Source organism: Rubrivivax sp. JA1026, from assembly GCF_011065555.1.
GTDB classification, from domain to species: Bacteria; Pseudomonadota; Gammaproteobacteria; order Burkholderiales; family Burkholderiaceae_C; genus Rubrivivax; species Rubrivivax benzoatilyticus.
Window position 1 is genome coordinate 41,217 of sequence record NZ_JAALCQ010000002.1, and the last position, 17,960, is coordinate 59,176.

Genomic DNA, 17,960 nt, shown 5'->3' on the forward strand with positions numbered 1-17,960 from the left:
TGCCGGCATCGCGCGCCGGGCGCGCGGCAGTGAGCCGCTCAGGCGAGTCAGGCCGTGGGCCGCGCCGGCCTCTGAGACCGCCGTCAGTGCTCGCCGCGACGGGGCTTGCGGCCGCGGCCGGCGAACACGGCGTCGAACAGCGCGTTGGGAAGCAGGCGCAGCAGTTTGGCGACCACGCCCATCTGCCAAGGGATCACGCGATAGCTGATCCCGGCCGAAATCGCACGAAACGCGCGTTCGGCGAACTCGTCCGCAGGCAGCAGGAAGGGCATGGAGTACGGATTTCGCGCCGTCAGCGGCGTCGCGACATACCCGGGCAGGAGCGTCACGACTTTCACGCCGCTGTCACGGCACTCGCCTCGCAGGCTTTCGCAGTAGGCGACGACGGCAGCCTTGCTCGCGCAGTAGGCCCCGTGCCCTGGCAGCCCACGGATCGCCGCCACGCTGGCGATGCCGACGAGGGTGCCGGCACCTCGCTCGCGCATTGCGGCGACAAAGGGATGGAAGGTGGCGGCCAGCCCGACGTTGTTGATGGCGAGCGTCTCGCGCAGGACCTCCAGATCGTCGCGGATCGCCGTGTCCATGCCGACGCTGATGCCGGCATTGGCGATGACGACGTCCGGCAGCCCCTGGGTCTCGATGCACTGGCGCCCGACGGCGGCCATGGCGTCGATGTCGGCCACGTCGGCACGGTAGACCGCCGCCTGCTCCGGCCCCAGGCCCTGCGCCGTGAGCCAGGCGCGAACCTCGTCGACACGCCGCGCCACCAGCGCCAGCCGCCAGCCGGCACGCGCGTAACGCAGCGCCAGCGCCTGGCCGATGCCGCTGGACGCCCCGGTGATGATAACCAGCGGCGCGCTCATCGCGACGCTCGCGGCGGGAACACGCCGCGCATCGGGCCGCTGAGGTCGAGCTTGCGCAGGCCGTGGTCGTACTCCAGCCCCCGCGCCTCGAAGACCGCGCCGTCGGGCGCCGTCACGCGCACCGGAAGGTGGCTGCGCACCCGCTCGCTGACGAGGAAGGCATGCAGGAAGTCGCCGTCCATGCGGATGGTCTGGCCGTTGGCGTCGGTGGTGGTGACGTGCGCGGCGCCCAGCAACTGGACTTCACTGGCGTCACCCGTGGCAAGCGCCCGCCGGGCGTCGGCCAGCGTGACGCGGCCGTCGGGCGTGACGGCGCGGATGCGCACGCGGTCCACCTCGATCTGGTCGGTGGCGGGGTAGTGGCGCAGCTGCGCGCCTTCGATGCGCACCTTCAGCCGGCCATCGGCAGCAAAACGCTCGAGCGCGAAGTCGTTCATCGTGTAGTCGGGTTCCTGGCGCACCGCCTGCTCCGCGGACACGCGAGGCGCCGACGGCGTGTTCTTCACCAGCCACCAGGTCGCCAGGGCCAGCGCAGCCATCAGCAGCAGAGGGAGGTAGGCCGAGACGGCGTCGCGCACACGCAGCGCCCAAGGCACGCGTGGCGGCGGCGCGTCGCCCGGCCGGCGCGGCCCCGGGCCGACGCTGATCGGCACCTCGGGCAGGTCGGGCAGGTGCAGCTCGACGCTCATCGCCGCTCAGGCCGTGTCCAGCGAGGTCAGATGGCCGCGCAGCAGCGCCTCGTAGCGCCCGCAGGCGACGAGCAGCAGGTCGCAGAACTCGCGTGCCGCGCCATGGCCGCCGGCAGCCGTGGTGACGTGGTGCGCCACGGCCTTGACCTCGACGTGCGCATTGGCCGGGGCGCAGGCGAAGCCGGCACGCACCAGCAGCGGCAGGTCGGGCCAGTCGTCGCCGATCGCGGCCAGTTCGTCCCAGCTCCAGCCGCGGCGCGCCAGCAGCGCCGCCGCAGCGGCCAGCTTGTCGTGCACACCGTAGACGGCTTCGGTCAGCCCCAGGTCGGCGACGCGGCGGCGCACCGCCGGCGAGTCGCGCCCGGTGATGACCACCGGCTCGATGCCCGCCTGGCGCAGCAGCTTCAGGCCGTGGCCGTCCAGCGTCGAGAACGCCTTGACGCTCTCGCCGTCGGCGCCGATGTAGATGCGGCCGTCGGTCAGCACGCCGTCGACGTCGAAGATCGCGGCCTTCAGGCCGGTGGCACCACCTTGCGCCTTCAGCAGCAGCTCGGGGGCGAACTGGATCGCCGCCATCTCAGATGACCTTCGCGCGCATCAGGTCGTTGGAGTTCAGCGCGCCGACCAGCCGGCCCTCGGCGTCGACCGCGAGCACGCTGGTGATGCGGTGCTGCTCCATCAGGCCGGCGGCGTCGACGGCCAGCGCGTCCTCGGCGATCAGCCTGGGGCCGGCGTGCATGACGTCGCCGGCGGTGAGGTCGCGCAGGTCGGCGCCGCGTTCGATGAGCCGGCGCAGGTCGCCGTCGGTGAAGATGCCGACCGGCCGGCCGTCGGCATCGACGAGCGCGGTGAAACCCAGGCCCTTGCGCGTCATCTCGCGCAGCACGTCGGCGAAGCTGGCGCCGGCGTCCACGCGCGGCACGGCGTCGCCGCTGCGCATCAGGTCGCGCACGTGCATCAGCAGCTTGCGGCCCAGGCTGCCGCCCGGGTGCGAGCGCGCGAAGTCCTCCTCGCGGAAGCCGCGCGCGTCGAGCAGCGCCACGGCGAGCGCGTCGCCGAGCGCGATCTGCGCCGTCGTGCTGGCCGTCGGCGCCAGGTTCAGCGGACAGGCCTCCTGGTCGACGGCGCAGGAGAGCACGTGGTCGGAATGGCGCGCCAGCGTCGAGCCCGGCTTGCCGGTCATGCCGATGATCGTCACGCCGAGGCGGCGCAGGGCCGGCAGGATGGCGGCGAGCTCGTCGACCTCGCCGCTGTTGCTGATCGCGAGCACGACGTCGCCGGCGATCAGCATGCCCAGGTCGCCGTGGCTGGCTTCCGCCGGGTGGACGAAGAAAGCCGGCGTGCCGGTGGACGCCAGCGTCGCGGCGATCTTGCGGCCGACGTGGCCGCTCTTGCCCATGCCCATCACGACCACGCGGCCGCGGCATTCGAGCATCGCCTGCACCGCGGCCGGGAAGCCTTCGCGCTGGCGTTCGGCCAGGCCGAGCAGCGCACGCGCCTCGATCTCGAAGGTGCGGGCGGCCAGTTCGAGCGCACGCTGGGGGTCGAAGGGGCGCGGCGAGGTCATGGGGCGTGCGGGGTCGAATAGGATCGAAGGATTCTAGATGGCCACCACCCTCGAACTCGTCCTGCTGTACCTCGTCGCCGCGGTGCTGGGGGTCGTGGTCTGCCGTTCGCTGAAGCTGCCGCCGATGCTGGGCTATCTGGTGGTCGGCGTGCTGATCGGCCCCAACGCGCTGGCGCTCGCCCAGGACAGCGCCGGCGTGAAGTACCTCGCCGAGTTCGGCGTCGTCTTCCTGATGTTCGTGATCGGGCTGGAGTTCAACCTGCCCAAGCTGCGCAGCATGCGCACCGTGGTCTTCGGCCTCGGGCTGTCGCAGGTCGCGCTGACGATGATCGGCACGCTGGCCGGCCACCTGCTGCTGGCGGCGCTGTACCAGCGCCTGACCGGCGACCCGTGGCGCATGTCCTGGCAGGGCGCCGTGGTGCTCGGCGGGGCGATCGCGATGTCGTCGACGGCCATCGTCGTCAAGCTGATGGCCGAGCGCCTGGAGCTCGAGAGCGAACACGGCCGGCGCGTGATGGGCATCCTGCTGTTCCAGGATCTGGCGGTGGTGCCGCTGCTGGTGCTGATCCCGGCGCTGAACTCCAGCGGCGAGCAGCTGCTGGTGTCGCTCGGCTGGGCCGTGCTGAAGGCCGCCGGGCTGCTGGCCGTGCTGCTGGTCGGCGGCCAGAAGGTGATGCGCTGGTGGCTGACGCTGGTGGCGCGGCGCAAGAGCGACGAGCTGTTCATCCTGAACCTGCTGCTCGTCACGCTGGGCCTGGCGTGGCTGACCGAACACGCCGGGCTGTCGCTGGCGCTGGGGGCCTTCGTCGCCGGCATGCTGGTCGCGGAGACCGAATACAAGCACCAGGTCGAGACCGACATCCGGCCCTTCCACGACGTGCTGCTGGGGCTGTTCTTCATCACCATCGGGATGAAGCTGGACTGGCGCCCGGTGCTCGACCAGTGGCCGCTGGTGCTGCTGCTGACCACCGTGCCGGTGGCCGCCAAGTTCGCGCTCGTCGCGGCGCTGGCGCGCGGCTTCCGCACCGCGCCCGGCGTCGCGCTGCGCACCGGCCTGTACCTGGCACAGGCCGGCGAGTTCGGCTTCGTGCTGCTGACGCTGGGCGCCGAGCGCGGCCTCGTCGACGCCGAGTGGATGAGCCCGATCCTGGCCAGCATGGTGCTGTCGATGCTGGCGACGCCGTTCATCATCATGCACGCCGACCGCATCGTGATGAAGCTCGCCGCCAGCGACTGGCTGATGCAGTCGGTGCAGCTGACCTCGATCGCCAAGCGCGCGATCCGCACCGAGAAGCACGTGATCATCTGCGGCTACGGCCGCAGCGGCCAGAACCTGGCGCGCATGCTGGACACCCAGCACATCCCGTACATGGCGCTGGACCTGGACCCGGACCGGGTGCGCCAGGCCGCCGCCGCCGGGCAGAGCGTGGTCTTCGGCGACGCGGCCCGGCTGCAGAGCCTGATGGCCGCCGGGCTGGCGCGCGCCAACGCCGTCGTCGTCAGCTACCCCGACACGCCGTCGGCGCTGAAGATCCTGCGCCTGGTGCACGAACACGCACCGGCGGTGCCGGTGATCGTGCGCACCATCGACGACTCCGACCTGGAGACGCTGCGCGCGGCCGGCGCCACCGAGGTCGTGCCCGAGGCCATCGAAGGCTCGCTGATGCTGGCCAGCCACGCGCTGGCGCTGGTCGGCGTGCCGATGCGCACCGTCATCCGCCTGGCGCGCGACGCGCGCGATGCCCGCTACAGCCTGCTGCGCGGCTACTTCCACGGCGCCGACGACGACACCGCCGGCGACCTGCAGCAGGAGCGCCTGGCCACCGTCACGCTGCCGCCGGCGGCGGCGGCGATCGGCGAACGTCTGGCCGACCTGGCGCTGGGTGCGCTGGAGGTCGGCGTGATCTCGGTCCGGCGGGCGTCGGGCCCGCCGGGCAAGCCGGCCGACGACACCGTGCTCGGCGCCGGCGACACGCTGGTGCTCTCCGGGCTGCCGGAGGCGCTGGCACGGGCCGAACAGCGGCTGCTGCGCGGCTGACGTCTCCTGCACCCGACGCCGGCCACCGCCAGCTCTTGCTCCAAGTCAATCGCCATCGCGGCGGCGAGCGGCCGGCCGCGGGGCCGCGCCTATCATCCCGCGCCATGAGCCCGGAGCAATACATCAAGACCCACATCCGGACGGTGCCCGACTGGCCGGAACCGGGCGTGCAATTCCGCGACATCACCCCGCTGCTGTCGAACCCGCGCGTCTTCCGCGTGCTGATCGACCAGTTCGTGCACCGCTACTTCGACGTGCGCCCGTCGGCGATCGCCGGGCTGGACGCACGCGGCTTCATCATCGGTTCGGTGCTGGCCTACGAGCTGAACATCGGCTTCGTGCCGATCCGCAAGAAGGGCAAGCTGCCGTTCACGACGGTCGAGGAGAGCTACGAGCTGGAGTACGGCTCGGCCACCGTCGAGATCCACACCGATGCCGTCAAGCGCGGCGACCGCGTCGTGCTGATCGACGACCTGATCGCCACCGGCGGCACGATGATGGCCGGCCGCAAGCTGCTCGAGCGCCTGGGCGCCGAGGTCATCGAAGGCGCAGCCATCGTCGACCTGCCCGAGCTGCACGGCTCGCAGCGGCTGCGCGACTCCGGGCTGCCGCTGTTCACGCTGGTGAGCTTCGAGGGCCACTGAGCCGATCGCGGGCATCGCCCGCAAGCGACCCCCGACGCCCGCCTGCGCGGGCGTCTGCGTTTTGGGTTCGAGCTGCGGGCCGGGGAGCCGGGGAGGCCCGCGGCGAGTCACTTGCCGATGCAGAACCGCCCGAAGATCTCGCCCAGCAGATCCTCGGTGCCGAACTCGCCGGTGATCTCGCCCAGCGCCTGGTGCGCCAGGCGCAGTTCCTCGGCCAGCAGGTCCAGCGCCGCGTCGCGCTGCGCGGCGTGGGCCTGGGCCAGGTGCAGGTGGGCCAGCGTGCGCTGCAGCGCGTCGACATGGCGCGCACGCGCGATGAACACGCCGTCGGGCTGGGCCTGCCAGCCGGCTCGGCGCAGCAACTCGCGGCGCAGCGTCTCCAGCCCGGTGCCGGCCTTGGCCGACAGCACGACGCCGTCGCCCGCCACCTGGGCGGCGGCGTCGGCCTTGTTGTGCACGTGCAGCACGTCGGCGCCCTGCAGGCGCGTGGCGATCTCGGCTTCGGCAGCCTCGTAGGCGGCGTCGCCGCGGCGCGTCAGGTCGTGCACGAAGAGCACGGCGTCGGCGCCTGCGATGGCTTCCCAGCTGCGGCCGATGCCGATGCGCTCGACCTCGTCGGCGGCGTGCTCGCGCAGGCCCGCGGTGTCGACGACATGCAGCGGCACGCCCTCGATCTGGATCGTCTCGGCAACGCGGTCGCGTGTCGTGCCCGGGATCGGCGTGACGATCGCCAGCTCGGCACCGGCCAGCGCGTTGAGCAGCGAGCTCTTGCCGACGTTGGGCTGGCCGGCGATGACGACGCGCATGCCTTCGCGCAGCAGCGCGCCCTGGCGCGCGCGCGCCAGCGCGGCGCCGATCGCGGCTTCGATGGCGTCCAGGCGTTCGCGCGCCCGCGCCTTCTCGAGGAAGTCGATCTCCTCCTCGGGGAAGTCCAGCGTCGCCTCGACCAGCGCACGCAGCTCGACGATGCGTCCGGCCAGCGTGTGGATCTCGGCCGAGAACGCGCCGTCCAGCGAACGCGCCGCAGAACGCGCGGCGGCCTCGGTGCTGGCGTCGATCAGGTCGGCCACGGCCTCGGCCTGGGCGAGGTCGATCTTGTCGTTGAGGAAGGCGCGTTCGGTGAACTCGCCGGCGCGCGCCAGCCGCAGGCCGATGCCGGCGCCGGCTTCGAGCACACGCGCCAGCAGCAACTGCAGCAGCACCGGGCCGCCGTGGGCCTGCAGCTCGAGCACGTCCTCGCCGGTGTAGGAGTTGGGCGCCGGGAAGTGGATCGCCAGGCCGCGGTCGAGCACCGAGCCGTCGGCGGCGGTGAAGGGCAGCAGCGTCGCTGCGCGCGGTGCCAGCGCGCGCCCGAACAGCGCCTGCACCAGCGGCGCGAGATCGGGGCCGGAGGCGCGCACGATGCCCACCGCGCCGCGGCCGGCGGCGGTGGCGACGGCGGCGATGGGATCACGCAATCGGGCGAGCGACATCGGGCGATTGTCTCCGTCGAGAAGGGCGAAGCCCCCGCGGCTCGCGCCGGCGGGGGCTTCGGGTCTGGCGCACTTCAGCCGGCCGTCAGGCCACGCCGAGCTTCTTGTTGATGTACCACTGCTGCGCGATCGACAGCACGTTGTTCGTCAGCCAGTACAGCACCAGGCCGGCCGGGAAGAAGAAGAACATGACGCCGAACGCCAGCGGCATGAACCACATCAGCCGGGCTTGCATCGGATCGGGCGGCTTGGCCCCCAGCGCCACCTGGACCAGCGACGAGGCGGTCATCAGGATCGGCAGGATGAACCACGGGTCCTTGGCCGACAGGTCGGTGATCCAGCCGATCCACGGCGCGTTGCGCATCTCGACGCTGGACAGCAGCACCCAGTACAGCGCGATGAAGAACGGCATCTGGATCAGGATCGGCAGGCAGCCGCCCAGCGGGTTGACCTTCTCTTCGCGGTAGATGCGCATCATCTCCTGCTGCATCTGCTGCGGCTTGTCCTTGTAGCGCTCGCGCATCTCCATGACACGCGGGTTGATGGCACGCATCTTGGCCATCGACTTGTAGGCGCTGGCGTTGAGCCAGTAGAAGGCGATCTTCAGCAGCACCACGAGCGCGACGATCGCCCAGCCCCAGTTGCCGATCGCCGAGTTCAGCTTGTCGAGCAGCCAGAACAGCGGCTTGGACAGCGGCATCAGCCAGCCGTAGTCCTTCAGGTACTCGAGGCCCGGGGCCAGCGCGGCCAGCGAGGTCTCGAGCTGCGGGCCGACGAAGAGCTGCGACTCCAGCGCCTTGCTGGCACCGGGCGCGACCTCGCCCATCGGCAGCACCATCGCGATGGTGTACAGGTTGTCGCCGATCTTGGCCGTGCGGAACTCGCGCTGGCCTTCGGCGTTGACGATCCAGGCCGACGCGAAGTAGTGCTGGACCATCGCGATCCAGCCGTCGTTGGCGGTCTTGTCGTGGCCGGCGTCGTTCTTGGCGATGTCCTTGAAGTCGATCTTCTTGTACTTGCTGGTCGACGTGAACATCGCCGGCCCGGTGAAGGTCGAGTAGAAGTGCGACTCGCCCTCGGGCGCGTTGCCGTCGCGCGCGAGCTGCAGGTACAGCTGCGGCGTGACCGGCGTGCTGCCCTCGTTGACGAACTCGTGGCGCACGCCGACGGCGTAGTCGCCGCGCTTGAAGGTGTAGGTCTTGACCAGCCGGCGGCCGTCCAGCGGCGCGGTCTCGAAACGCAGCGTCAGCGAGTCCTGGCCGTCGGCCAGCGTGCGCGCCCCCGGGGCGACCGTCATCGGCGTCAGGTGTGTCGGCAGCGCCACGCCGGCCTGGCCGGTGATCAGGCCGGTCTGCGCGACGTACTCGCGCGCGGCGACACGGTCCAGCAGGACCACGTTCTGGTCCGGGTGGTTGGCATCGCGGTAGTTCAGCAGCTCCAGGCGCACGAGCTGGCCGCCGATGCTGTCGAACGTGGCCTTGACGAGATCGGTCGTGACGACGACCTGCTCGCCGCCGGCGGGTGCCGCGGGCTGGGGCACGGCGCCGGCCGGCGTCTGCACGGCGGAGGCCGTCGGCACGCCGGCGGACGCGGCGCTGCCGGGCGCGGACGCGGCCGTCGCGGCCGGACGGGCCGGGCCGCCGAACAGCGACGGTTGGCCGTTGTGCTTGTTCCACGCGTCCCACAACAGGAACAGCGAGGTGACGAAGACCACCCAGAGGATGGTGCGGCGGATGTCGGTCATAGGCTCGGTCTACTGGGCATCGTCCGCACCGGGGCGGACGAGCCGGGTGAACAGTCCCCGCGCGGGGTTCGGAAAGCGCTCGGGCACGGGATCGCAGCCGCCGTCGCACCAGGGATGGCAACGCAGCAATCGCCAGACCGTCAGCGCGCTGCCGCGGGCGGCGCCATGGCGGTCCAGCGCGTCCAGCGCGTACTGGGAACAAGTGGGCTCGAAGCGGCAGGCGTTGCCCAGCCAGGGCTTGAGCAGCAGGCGATAGCCGCGCACCAGCAGCACCAGCAGGTGCCGCGGCAGGTGCACGAGCTCGGCGACCATCTCAGCTGCGCCGCGCGCGGCCGAAGAGCTGCTCGAGCTCGGCGCGTGCGGCCTGGCGCAGCGCGTCGGACGCCGCCGACGGGAACTGCGCCACAGCGAAGGGCGCGCGCAGGCGCACCACCCACAGGCCGGGCGGCAGGACGTCGGCGTGCCGCGCCATCGCGGCGCGGATCTGGCGCTTGAGCAGCACGCGCGTGACCGAACGGCGAGCGTGCCGCTTGGGCACGACGCTGCCGAGCCAGCACCCTTCGGGAGCCGGCCGCGCCGAGTCATCCACAGGCTGCGCACCAGCATGTGCGTCGCCTGTGGACAACTTTGATTCCGCGGTGTGCAGCCGCTGCCAGCGGGACGCACAAGGCCCACCGCTCACGTGGTGAACGGCGAAGTGAGCGCTTCGCGATCGGCTGGGCGTCGCGAGCACGCGCTCGAAGTCGGCCTTCTGCACGATCGGCTTCACGTTCGGTTGCACGAGCGGGCGGACCGGACGCTGCGCGGAGCCTCGACAGGCGGTTCGGGCCGCATGAAGCCGGCGCGCGGCACGTCGACGTGCCGGGCCAGAGCGGCCCGTCTCACCTTAGACGGCGAGGCGCTTGCGGCCCTTGGCGCGACGCGCGTTGATGACGGCACGGCCGCCACGCGTCTTCATGCGCACGAGAAAGCCGTGGGTGCGGGCACGGCGGATCTTGGACGGCTGGTAGGTGCGCTTCATGGTGGAGAACTCTCTCTTACCCTGGGTGAGAAATTCGGAAAACCCTCGATTACAGCAAGAAAAGCGTGTCGCGTCAATCAGTTAGATCGGATGTCCCCAGGTTGTGCTCCAAGGGATGGCGCGACACCGCCCGACGGCGATCTGTGGATAACTGGGTTGAAGTGGCGCCGTCGGCACGTAGAATGCGCCCCTTGCATGACAAGATTTCCACAATGACCGTAGACCTCTGGCAGCGCGGTTGCGAGCGCCTCGCGACCGAACTGCCCGAACATCAGTTCAACACCTGGATCCGGCCGCTGCCGCCGGCCCAGCTCAGCCGGGACGAGGCGGACGCCGCGATCGTGTCGGTGCGGGTGCCCAACCGCTTCAAGCTCGACTGGATCCGCGCCCAGTACGCCGGCCGCATCGAGTCGGTGCTCAGTGACCTGGCGGGCAAGCCGGTGCGCCTGGAGCTGACGCTGGCACCGCGCGCCGAGACGCCGACGCCCGCGCCGCTGCGCGCCAGCAACGGCTACGCCCACGCGACGGTGCCCGCGCCGATGGCGGCGCCGGCCGCTGCCGCCGCGGCCGCGGCGATCGCCACGGCGCCGGCCCCGGCGTCCAACCGCCACAAGCTGAACCCGTCGCTGACCTTCGACACGCTGGTGCCGGGCCGCGCCAACCAGATGGCGCGCACCGCGGCGCTGCACGTCGCCGGCGCGCCGGGCCAGATGTACAACCCGCTGTTCATCTACGGCGGTGTCGGCCTGGGCAAGACCCACCTGGTGCACGCCGTCGGCAACGCGCTGCTGAAGGACCGCCCGGACGCCCGCGTGCTCTACCTGCACGCCGAGCAGTTCATCAGCGACGTCGTCAAGAACTACCAGCGCAAGACCTTCGACGAGCTGAAGGCCAAGTACCACTCGCTGGACCTGCTGCTGATCGACGACGTGCAGTTCTTCGCCGGCAAGGACCGCACGCAGGAGGAGTTCTTCAACACCTTCGAGGCGCTGCTGGCCAAGCGCGCGCACATCATCATGACCAGCGACACCTACCCGAAGGGGCTGGTGGACATCGACGAGCGGCTGACCAGCCGCTTCGACGCCGGGCTGACGGTGGCCATCGAGCCGCCCGAGCTCGAGATGCGCGTGGCCATCCTGATCAAGAAGGCGCTGGCCGAAGGCGCCGAGATGCCCGAGGACGTCGCCTTCTTCATCGCCAAGAACGTGCGCGCCAACGTGCGCGAGCTCGAGGGCGCGCTGCGCAAGGTGCTGGCCTACAGCCGCTTCAGCCAGAAGGACATCAACATCGCGCTGACGCGCGACGCGCTGAAGGACCTGCTGTCGATCCAGAACCGCCAGATCAGCGTCGAGAACATCCAGAAGACGGTGGCCGACTTCTACAAGATCAAGGTCGCCGACATGTACTCGAAGAAGCGCCCGGCCTCGATCGCGCGGCCGCGCCAGATCGCGATGTACCTGGCCAAGGACATGACCAAGAAGAGCCTGCCCGAGATCGGCGAGCTCTTCGGCGGCCGTGACCACACGACGGTGCTGCACGCGGTGCGCAAGATCGCCGACGAGCGCCAGCGCAACAGCGAACTGAACCAGCAGCTGCACGTGCTCGAGCAGACCCTGAAGGGCTGACGGCCGTCACCGAAGGCTGTGCAGGCCTGGGGAAAACTCCGGAACAACCGTGAACTTGTCCCCGCCGTCGCCGGCGCCCGGCAAGTTGTCCAGAAAACGCACCGCCAGAACCACGTCGTGACCCACAACGCTGCCCACCTGCTAAAGCGTTGTCGGAAAGGCGGAAAATAGCGTTGTCCCCAGAAGTTGCCGTCGCCTACTACGACCACCAAGTTAAAGAGGAAGACATGATTGTTCTGAAGGCCGCCCAGGAAAAGTTGCTCGAGGCCCTGCAGTCGGTGGCCGGCATCGTCGAGCGGCGGCACACGCTGCCGATCCTGGCCAACGTGCTGCTGCGCAAGAACGGCCCGGTCGTGGAGCTGACGACCAGCGACCTGGAGATCCAGGTGCGCACCAGCGCCGAGCTCGGCGGCGACGAAGGGCACTTCGCGACGACGGTGGGCGCGCGCAAGCTGATCGACATCCTGCGCGCGCTGCCGGCCGAGCAGACCGTGACGCTGTCGTCGGCGCAGAACAAGCTGACGCTGGCCGGCGGCAAGAGCCGCTTCACGCTGCAGTCGCTGCCGGCCGACGACTTCCCGCTGGTCAACGAGGCGGTCGACTTCGGCCCCACCTTCAGCGTGCCGCAGAAGACGCTGCGCCAGCTGATCAACCAGGTGCACTTCTCGATGGCGGTGCACGACATCCGCTACTACCTCAACGGCATCCTGTTCATCGCCGAAGGCAAGACGCTGACGCTGGTGGCCACCGACGGCCACCGCCTGGCGCTGGCCCAGGGCACGCTGGAGACCGACGTGCCCAACCGCCAGGAAGTCATCCTGCCGCGCAAGACCGTGCTCGAGCTGCAGCGCCTGCTGAAGGACGAGGAGACGCCGATCGAGATGCGCTTCGCCGGCAACCAGGCCAAGTTCGCGTTCTCGGGGCTGGAGTTCGTCACCAAGCTCGTCGAGGGCAAGTTCCCCGACTACAACCGCGTCATCCCGCGCAACCACAAGAACGCGCTCGTCGTCGGCCGCGCCGCGCTGCTGGGCAGCCTGCAGCGTGCCGCCATCCTGACGAGCGAGAAGTTCAAGGGCGTGCGCCTGAACCTCGAGCCCGGCGTGCTGCGCATCGCGTCGTCCAACGCCGAGCAGGAAGAGGCCAAGGAAGAACTCGAGATCGACTACACCGGCGATGCGATCGAGATCGGCTTCAACGTCACCTACCTCATCGACGTGCTGGCCAACATGCAGCAGGAGATGGTGAAGATCGAGCTGCAGGACACCAACGCCAGCGCGCTGTTCACCGTGCCCGAGCAGACGGGCTTCAAGTACGTCGTGATGCCGATGCGCATCTGAGCGCCTGTCGGCGCTCAGTCGCGGCATCGGCATTTCATGCCTTTCCCTGAGCACCCCCCTGCCCCCGCCTAGCGGGGGGTTCTGACTTGATGATGGCCCGAGCAGTGCGGGCCGTCTTGCGAAAGCGCCCATGAGCGATTCGAACCAAACCCCGCCGAACGACTACGGCGCCAGCAGCATCCAGATCCTCGAAGGCCTGGAGGCGGTGCGCAAGCGGCCGGGCATGTACATCGGCGACACCTCCGACGGCACCGGCCTGCATCACCTGGTCTTCGAAGTCGTCGACAACTCGATCGACGAGGCGCTGGCCGGCTACTGCGACGACATCGTCGTCACGATCCACAGCGACAACTCGATCAGCGTCACCGACAACGGCCGCGGCATCCCGACCGGCGTCAAGATGGACGACAAGCACGAGCCCCGGCGCTCGGCCGCCGAGATCGCGTTGACCGAGCTGCACGCCGGCGGCAAGTTCAACCAGAACAGCTACAAGGTCTCGGGCGGCCTGCACGGCGTCGGCGTCTCGTGCGTCAACGCGCTGTCCAAGTGGCTGCGCCTGACGGTGCGCCGCGACGGCAAGGTGCATCGTGTCGAGTTCAAGCGCGGCGTCACGCAGGACCGCGTCATCGAGGTCCGAGACGGTGTCGAGACCAGCCCGATGAAGATCGTCGGCGACACCGACAAGCGCGGCACCGAAGTCCACTTCCTGCCCGACGACGAGATCTTCAGCCACGTCGACTTCCACTACGACGTGCTGGCCAAGCGCCTGCGCGAGCTCTCGTTCCTGAACAACGGCGTCAAGATCCGCCTCGTCGACGAGCGCAACGCGAAGGAGGACAACTTCGCCTTCGCCGGCGGCGTGAAGGGCTTCGTCGAGTTCATCAACCAGGGTAAGAAGGTCCTGCACCCGAACGTCTTCCACGCGATGGGCGAGAAGGCCAGCGAGCAGGGCACGACGATCGGCGTCGAAGTGGCGATGCAGTGGAACGACAGCTACAGCGAGAGCGTCCTCTGCTTCACCAACAACATCCCGCAGCGTGACGGCGGCACCCACCTGACCGGGCTGCGCGCGGCGATGACACGCGTCATCAACAAGTACATCGAGGACAACGAGCTGGCCAAGAAGGCCAAGGTCGAGGTCGCCGGCGACGACATGCGCGAAGGCCTGGCCTGCGTCGTCAGCGTCAAGGTGCCGGAGCCCAAGTTCTCCAGCCAGACCAAGGACAAGCTCGTCTCCAGCGAGGTGCGCGCGCCGGTCGAGGACATCGTCGGCCGGCTGCTGACCGACTGGCTGCTGGAGAACCCGAACGACGCCAAGATCATCTGCGGCAAGATCGTCGACGCCGCGCGCGCCCGCGAAGCCGCGCGCAAGGCACGCGAGATGACGCGCCGCAAGGGCGTGCTCGACGGCATCGGCCTGCCGGGCAAGCTGGCCGACTGCCAGGAGAAGGACCCGGCGCTGTGCGAGCTGTACCTGGTGGAGGGCGACTCCGCCGGCGGCAGCGCCAAGCAGGGCCGCGACCGCAAGTTCCAGGCGATCCTGCCGCTGCGCGGCAAGATCCTGAACGTCGAGAAGGCGCGCTACGAGAAGCTGCTGTCCAGCGACGCCATCGTCACGCTGATCACCGCGCTGGGCACCGGCATCGGGCCCGAGGACTTCAACGTCGACAAGCTGCGCTACCACCGCATCATCGTGATGACCGACGCCGACGTCGACGGCGCCCACATCCGCACGCTGCTGCTGACCTTCTTCTACCGCCAGATGCACGAGCTGGTGGAGCGCGGCTACATCTACATCGCCCAGCCGCCGCTGTACAAGGTGAAGCAGGGCAAGCACGAGCAGTACCTGAAGGACGGGCAGGAGCTCGACGCCTTCCTGCTGAAGGTGGCGCTGGACGGCGCCACCGTGCTGCCCGACGGCCTGGCCGAAGGCGGCCGAGCGGCGCTGCAGGGCGAGGCGCTGGAGCAGCTGGCGCGCAAGTACATCGTCGCCAACAACGTCGTGCAGCGCCTGGGCAACTGGATGGACCTGGACGCGCTGCGCGCCATCGCCAACGGGCTGGAGCTGGACGTCGACAGCGCCGAGGCCGCACAGGCCAGCGCCGCGGCGCTGCAGGCGGCGCTGAAGGACGCGACGGTGGAGTTCCACGTCGACCCGCGCACCGACAAGCCGCTGCTGCGCATCGGCCGCCGCCACCACGGCAACGTCAAGACCAGCGTCATCACGCAGGAGTTCCTGCACGGCGCCGACTACGCCGCGCTGGCCGAGGCCGGCCGCACCTTCAAGGGCCTGCTCGGCGAGGAAGCCGTGGTGCGCCGCGGCGAGGGCGAGAAGCAGAAGGAACAGAAGGTCGCCGACTTCCGCGCCGCGATGGACTGGCTGATGGTCCAGGCCGAAGGCGCCGTCGCCCGCCAGCGTTACAAGGGCCTGGGCGAGATGAACCCCGAGCAGCTGTGGGAAACGACGATGGACCCCAACGTCCGCCGCCTGCTGCGCGTGCAGATCGAGGACGCCATCGAGGCCGACCGCGTCTTCACGATGCTGATGGGCGACGAGGTGGAACCGCGGCGCGAGTTCATCGAGAGCAATGCGTTGAGGGCAGGGAATATCGACGTGTGACGCTTGTTGTAGGCATCGGGCGACTACGCCGCAGCCTGCTGCCGAGACTCCAGTCCTTGTCGGTGGGTCAGATGGTCCAGTTTGGCGTCGTAGCCGACCCGCGGGTCACCTTCTGTGGACGACCGACACTGATGGTTGCCATGCCGGCCGGTACGGCAACCCCGGATGACGTGCGGGGCGTTTTGAACCTGGTCTTGGGCTTCGCTTACCCTGCATTGCACTGAGCTCGTTCAATCGCTCGCGTAGCAGGTTGGTAGCTTGGCCCCCAATACTTTCGGGTGACATGGTGTGCCGCAAGTGCCGCGGATACCATTGACCGCAGACACTCTGACGCAGCGCCTCGTCGCATTTATCTGACCTTCGAGTAATCGACTTGCCGGCTTACTGGCGGTCAAGTGCGGCACGGGCCGGTTCGCGGAAAGAGGAGACTGGGAGGTCAAGTTGCGTCTGCGTCGATTCGAGGTCACGAACTACAAGTGCATTGCCCGAGCTTCCCTGGAGTGGGAAGACATTCTTGTCCTCATCGGCGAGAACAACGCGGGCAAGTCCACCATCCTGTCAGCGATTGCTGCATTTCTGAGCGGCAGCGCCATCAAGGACCCATCGCTCTTCAGGCGGCACCAGACGGATGCTGCCAACGCCATTGAGCTCGTCGGTCACTTCGACAGTCTGACTGAAGACGAGAAGGCGCAGGTTGCTGTTCGCGGCCGCATGAACGGCGACTTCTGGATACTGAAGAAGCGCTACTGGTTCGAGCCCGGGGAGGAGGGAGAGGCCGGTGGGTGGAAGGAGCAGCTCTACTCGTTTTCGAGTACCGAGCGCATTGCTGGCTGGCCCGAGAACGATGCGACCTGGGCTACGTTCCCGCCAGAAATTCAGCCACTGATTGAGGCTCTGCAGAACCGGCCTGCTCGTCCGAATGCGGCGTTGAAGGAAGCTCTGCGTGAAGCCATTCGCCAGCAGCGGCCGGACTTGGTGATTCAAGACGCACCCGACTGGGTTCCGAACCCCGGCGGTGGTGGCAACTGGAAGAGTAACGCCAACTCCATCCTCCCGCGGCCCATCTTCGTCAAGGCCGTCCAAGAGGCCAGCGATGAGACCAACGCCAAGGACGCGTCGACCTACGGGAAGCTGGTCAACCTCATCGTCGAAAGGAGCCTGGCCCGGCGTCAGGAGATGGCTGACCTCCAAGCTGCCGTCGACAAAGTCTTGGCGCTCTTTCGCCCTGACGACGCTAACCCTGGACAACAGGCCCAAGAGGTCAGAGACCTGCAGGACCGCATCAACACGAGCCTGAACGAGGTCGTTGGCGGCAAAGCTCGAATTCGGACGGAAGCTCCGGAGCTTCGGACCATGGTGCTGCCCTCGACCTCGCTCGTCATTCGTGACGAGCATGCAGGTATCGATACTGAGGTGGGGCACCAAGGTCACGGGTTGCAGCGGACGCTTGTCATTACGCTGCTGCAGCTACTCGCAGACGCCCAAGCGCAGGCGGCCGCTGGCCAGCAGCCGGTGCCCCAGCGCGCCACAGTCCTGCTGATTGAAGAGCCCGAGCTCTACCTCCATCCGCAGATGGAGCGGCTCATGCGGGACGTACTGCACAAGCTAGCGGCTCATCCCAGTACGCAGGTGGCGTGCTGCACGCACTCCCCGGTCTTCCTCGATATCGCGGGCAACCACCGCGCCATCGTGCGGATGTTCAAGACGGCGAACGGCGACTCGGCAGCACACCAGGTCACGCAAGACTTGTTTGCGGGGCCAGCCCACCAGGTGGAGAAGGCTCGGCTGCAGACGGTTGCTCGCTTTCATCCAACGGTGAACGAGCTGTTCTTTGCCAAGAGCGTCGTGCTGCTCGAGGAAGGCAGTGCCATCGCGGCCTTCGAGCGCGGCGCGGACTTGATGGGCCTGTTTCAACGGCACAAGCGACTGCGCCGCGAAGTCACTCTGGTGGACTGCAACGGCAAGAAGAACATCCCGCCCTTCCAACGGGTGCTCAACGCATTCCAAATTCCCTACCGAGTCGTACACGACGCCGATGGGAACAACCCAGCGGCGGCCGCCGACAACGCACCGATAGCCGCTCTCATGCCGGCTGGTGAGCCATACAGGATTCACCAAGTCGGGCCCAATGACCTGGAGGGTCTTCTTGGCTATGTTGCCCACAAGGGGCAGAGCAAGCCCTACGTGGCGGTGTGCACCGTCGAAGACCTTCATGCTCGCGGCCAGCTGCCACCAGCTTTCCAAGAGGCTGTGTGCATGGCCTACTTTGGACGACCTGCAGAGCCGCAGCCTGCGCCGTAGGGCTGCCTGCAGGGCTACACATCGCACCTAACAACAAGA

The 17,960-nt window shown here is 68.8% G+C and carries 15 protein-coding genes; 6 read left to right on the plus strand and 9 right to left on the minus strand.

Annotated elements, in window-relative coordinates; translation table 11 throughout:
- Positions 1 to 83: 83 nt before the first annotated feature.
- From G5B56_RS03905 to G5B56_RS03920, 4 genes are read right to left on the minus strand one after another with little or no spacing between them, the layout of a single operon-like run.
- A complete protein-coding gene (locus tag G5B56_RS03905; protein ID WP_164962396.1) occupies positions 84 to 863 on the minus strand; it encodes an SDR family oxidoreductase in 780 nt (259 codons plus the stop codon).
- Positions 860 to 1,552: an LPS export ABC transporter periplasmic protein LptC gene (gene lptC / locus G5B56_RS03910; protein WP_009856729.1), complete on the minus strand. Its 693-nt coding sequence runs from the start codon at positions 1,550 to 1,552 to the stop codon at positions 860 to 862. Before lptC ends, G5B56_RS03905 begins: the two co-directional genes overlap by 4 nt.
- A gap of 6 nt (positions 1,553 to 1,558) precedes the next feature.
- Positions 1,559 to 2,128 (minus strand): HAD family hydrolase, encoded by a 570-nt coding sequence (locus G5B56_RS03915; protein WP_164962397.1) that lies wholly within the window; start codon positions 2,126 to 2,128, stop codon positions 1,559 to 1,561.
- Between the two features lies 1 nt (position 2,129).
- Entirely contained in the window at positions 2,130 to 3,119 is a 990-nt protein-coding gene (locus tag G5B56_RS03920) for an SIS domain-containing protein (RefSeq protein WP_009856727.1), read from the minus strand.
- 37 nt (positions 3,120 to 3,156) lie between these two features.
- Between G5B56_RS03920 and G5B56_RS03925 the strand changes: the two genes are divergently transcribed.
- On the plus strand, positions 3,157 to 5,157 hold the full coding sequence (locus G5B56_RS03925; protein WP_009856726.1) for a monovalent cation:proton antiporter family protein: 2,001 nt from the start codon (positions 3,157 to 3,159) through the stop codon (positions 5,155 to 5,157).
- A gap of 104 nt (positions 5,158 to 5,261) precedes the next feature.
- Positions 5,262 to 5,801, plus strand: a complete 540-nt coding sequence (locus tag G5B56_RS03930) for an adenine phosphoribosyltransferase (RefSeq protein ID WP_009856725.1) — start codon at positions 5,262 to 5,264, stop codon at positions 5,799 to 5,801.
- 107 nt (positions 5,802 to 5,908) lie between these two features.
- Here G5B56_RS03930 and mnmE read toward each other — a convergent pair whose 3' ends face one another.
- From mnmE to rpmH, 5 genes are all read right to left on the minus strand, one after another.
- Entirely contained in the window at positions 5,909 to 7,273 is a 1,365-nt protein-coding gene (gene mnmE, locus G5B56_RS03935; protein ID WP_164962398.1) for a tRNA uridine-5-carboxymethylaminomethyl(34) synthesis GTPase MnmE, read from the minus strand.
- An 85-nt stretch (positions 7,274 to 7,358) separates the two neighbouring features.
- The gene (yidC, locus tag G5B56_RS03940) at positions 7,359 to 9,017 is read right to left on the minus strand and encodes a membrane protein insertase YidC (protein ID WP_009856723.1); all 1,659 of its coding nucleotides are present in this window, start codon (positions 9,015 to 9,017) and stop codon (positions 7,359 to 7,361) included.
- Between the two features lie 9 nt (positions 9,018 to 9,026).
- Entirely contained in the window at positions 9,027 to 9,329 is a 303-nt protein-coding gene (yidD, locus tag G5B56_RS03945) for a membrane protein insertion efficiency factor YidD (protein ID WP_009856722.1), read from the minus strand.
- A 1-nt stretch (position 9,330) separates the two neighbouring features.
- The gene (locus tag G5B56_RS03950; protein ID WP_310733800.1) at positions 9,331 to 9,798 is read right to left on the minus strand and encodes a ribonuclease P protein component; all 468 of its coding nucleotides are present in this window, start codon (positions 9,796 to 9,798) and stop codon (positions 9,331 to 9,333) included.
- Positions 9,799 to 9,903: 105 nt separating this feature from the next.
- On the minus strand, positions 9,904 to 10,038 hold the full coding sequence (rpmH, locus tag G5B56_RS03955; protein WP_006299042.1) for a 50S ribosomal protein L34: 135 nt from the start codon (positions 10,036 to 10,038) through the stop codon (positions 9,904 to 9,906).
- A gap of 212 nt (positions 10,039 to 10,250) precedes the next feature.
- On the opposite strand from rpmH, the gene dnaA reads away from it, so the two are divergent.
- The 4 genes from dnaA to G5B56_RS03975 all read left to right on the plus strand — a co-directional run bounded on the left by dnaA (position 10,251) and on the right by G5B56_RS03975 (position 17,921).
- A complete protein-coding gene (gene dnaA / locus G5B56_RS03960) occupies positions 10,251 to 11,663 on the plus strand; it encodes a chromosomal replication initiator protein DnaA (RefSeq protein ID WP_240920644.1) in 1,413 nt (470 codons plus the stop codon).
- 227 nt (positions 11,664 to 11,890) lie between these two features.
- Positions 11,891 to 13,000, plus strand: coding sequence for a DNA polymerase III subunit beta (gene dnaN, locus G5B56_RS03965; RefSeq protein ID WP_164962678.1), 1,110 nt, complete (start codon positions 11,891 to 11,893; stop codon positions 12,998 to 13,000).
- A 130-nt stretch (positions 13,001 to 13,130) separates the two neighbouring features.
- A complete protein-coding gene (gene gyrB / locus G5B56_RS03970; RefSeq protein ID WP_009855988.1) occupies positions 13,131 to 15,620 on the plus strand; it encodes a DNA topoisomerase (ATP-hydrolyzing) subunit B in 2,490 nt (829 codons plus the stop codon).
- 441 nt (positions 15,621 to 16,061) lie between these two features.
- The gene (locus tag G5B56_RS03975; protein WP_164962400.1) at positions 16,062 to 17,921 is read left to right on the plus strand and encodes an ATP-dependent endonuclease; all 1,860 of its coding nucleotides are present in this window, start codon (positions 16,062 to 16,064) and stop codon (positions 17,919 to 17,921) included.
- Positions 17,922 to 17,960: the final 39 nt, after the last annotated feature.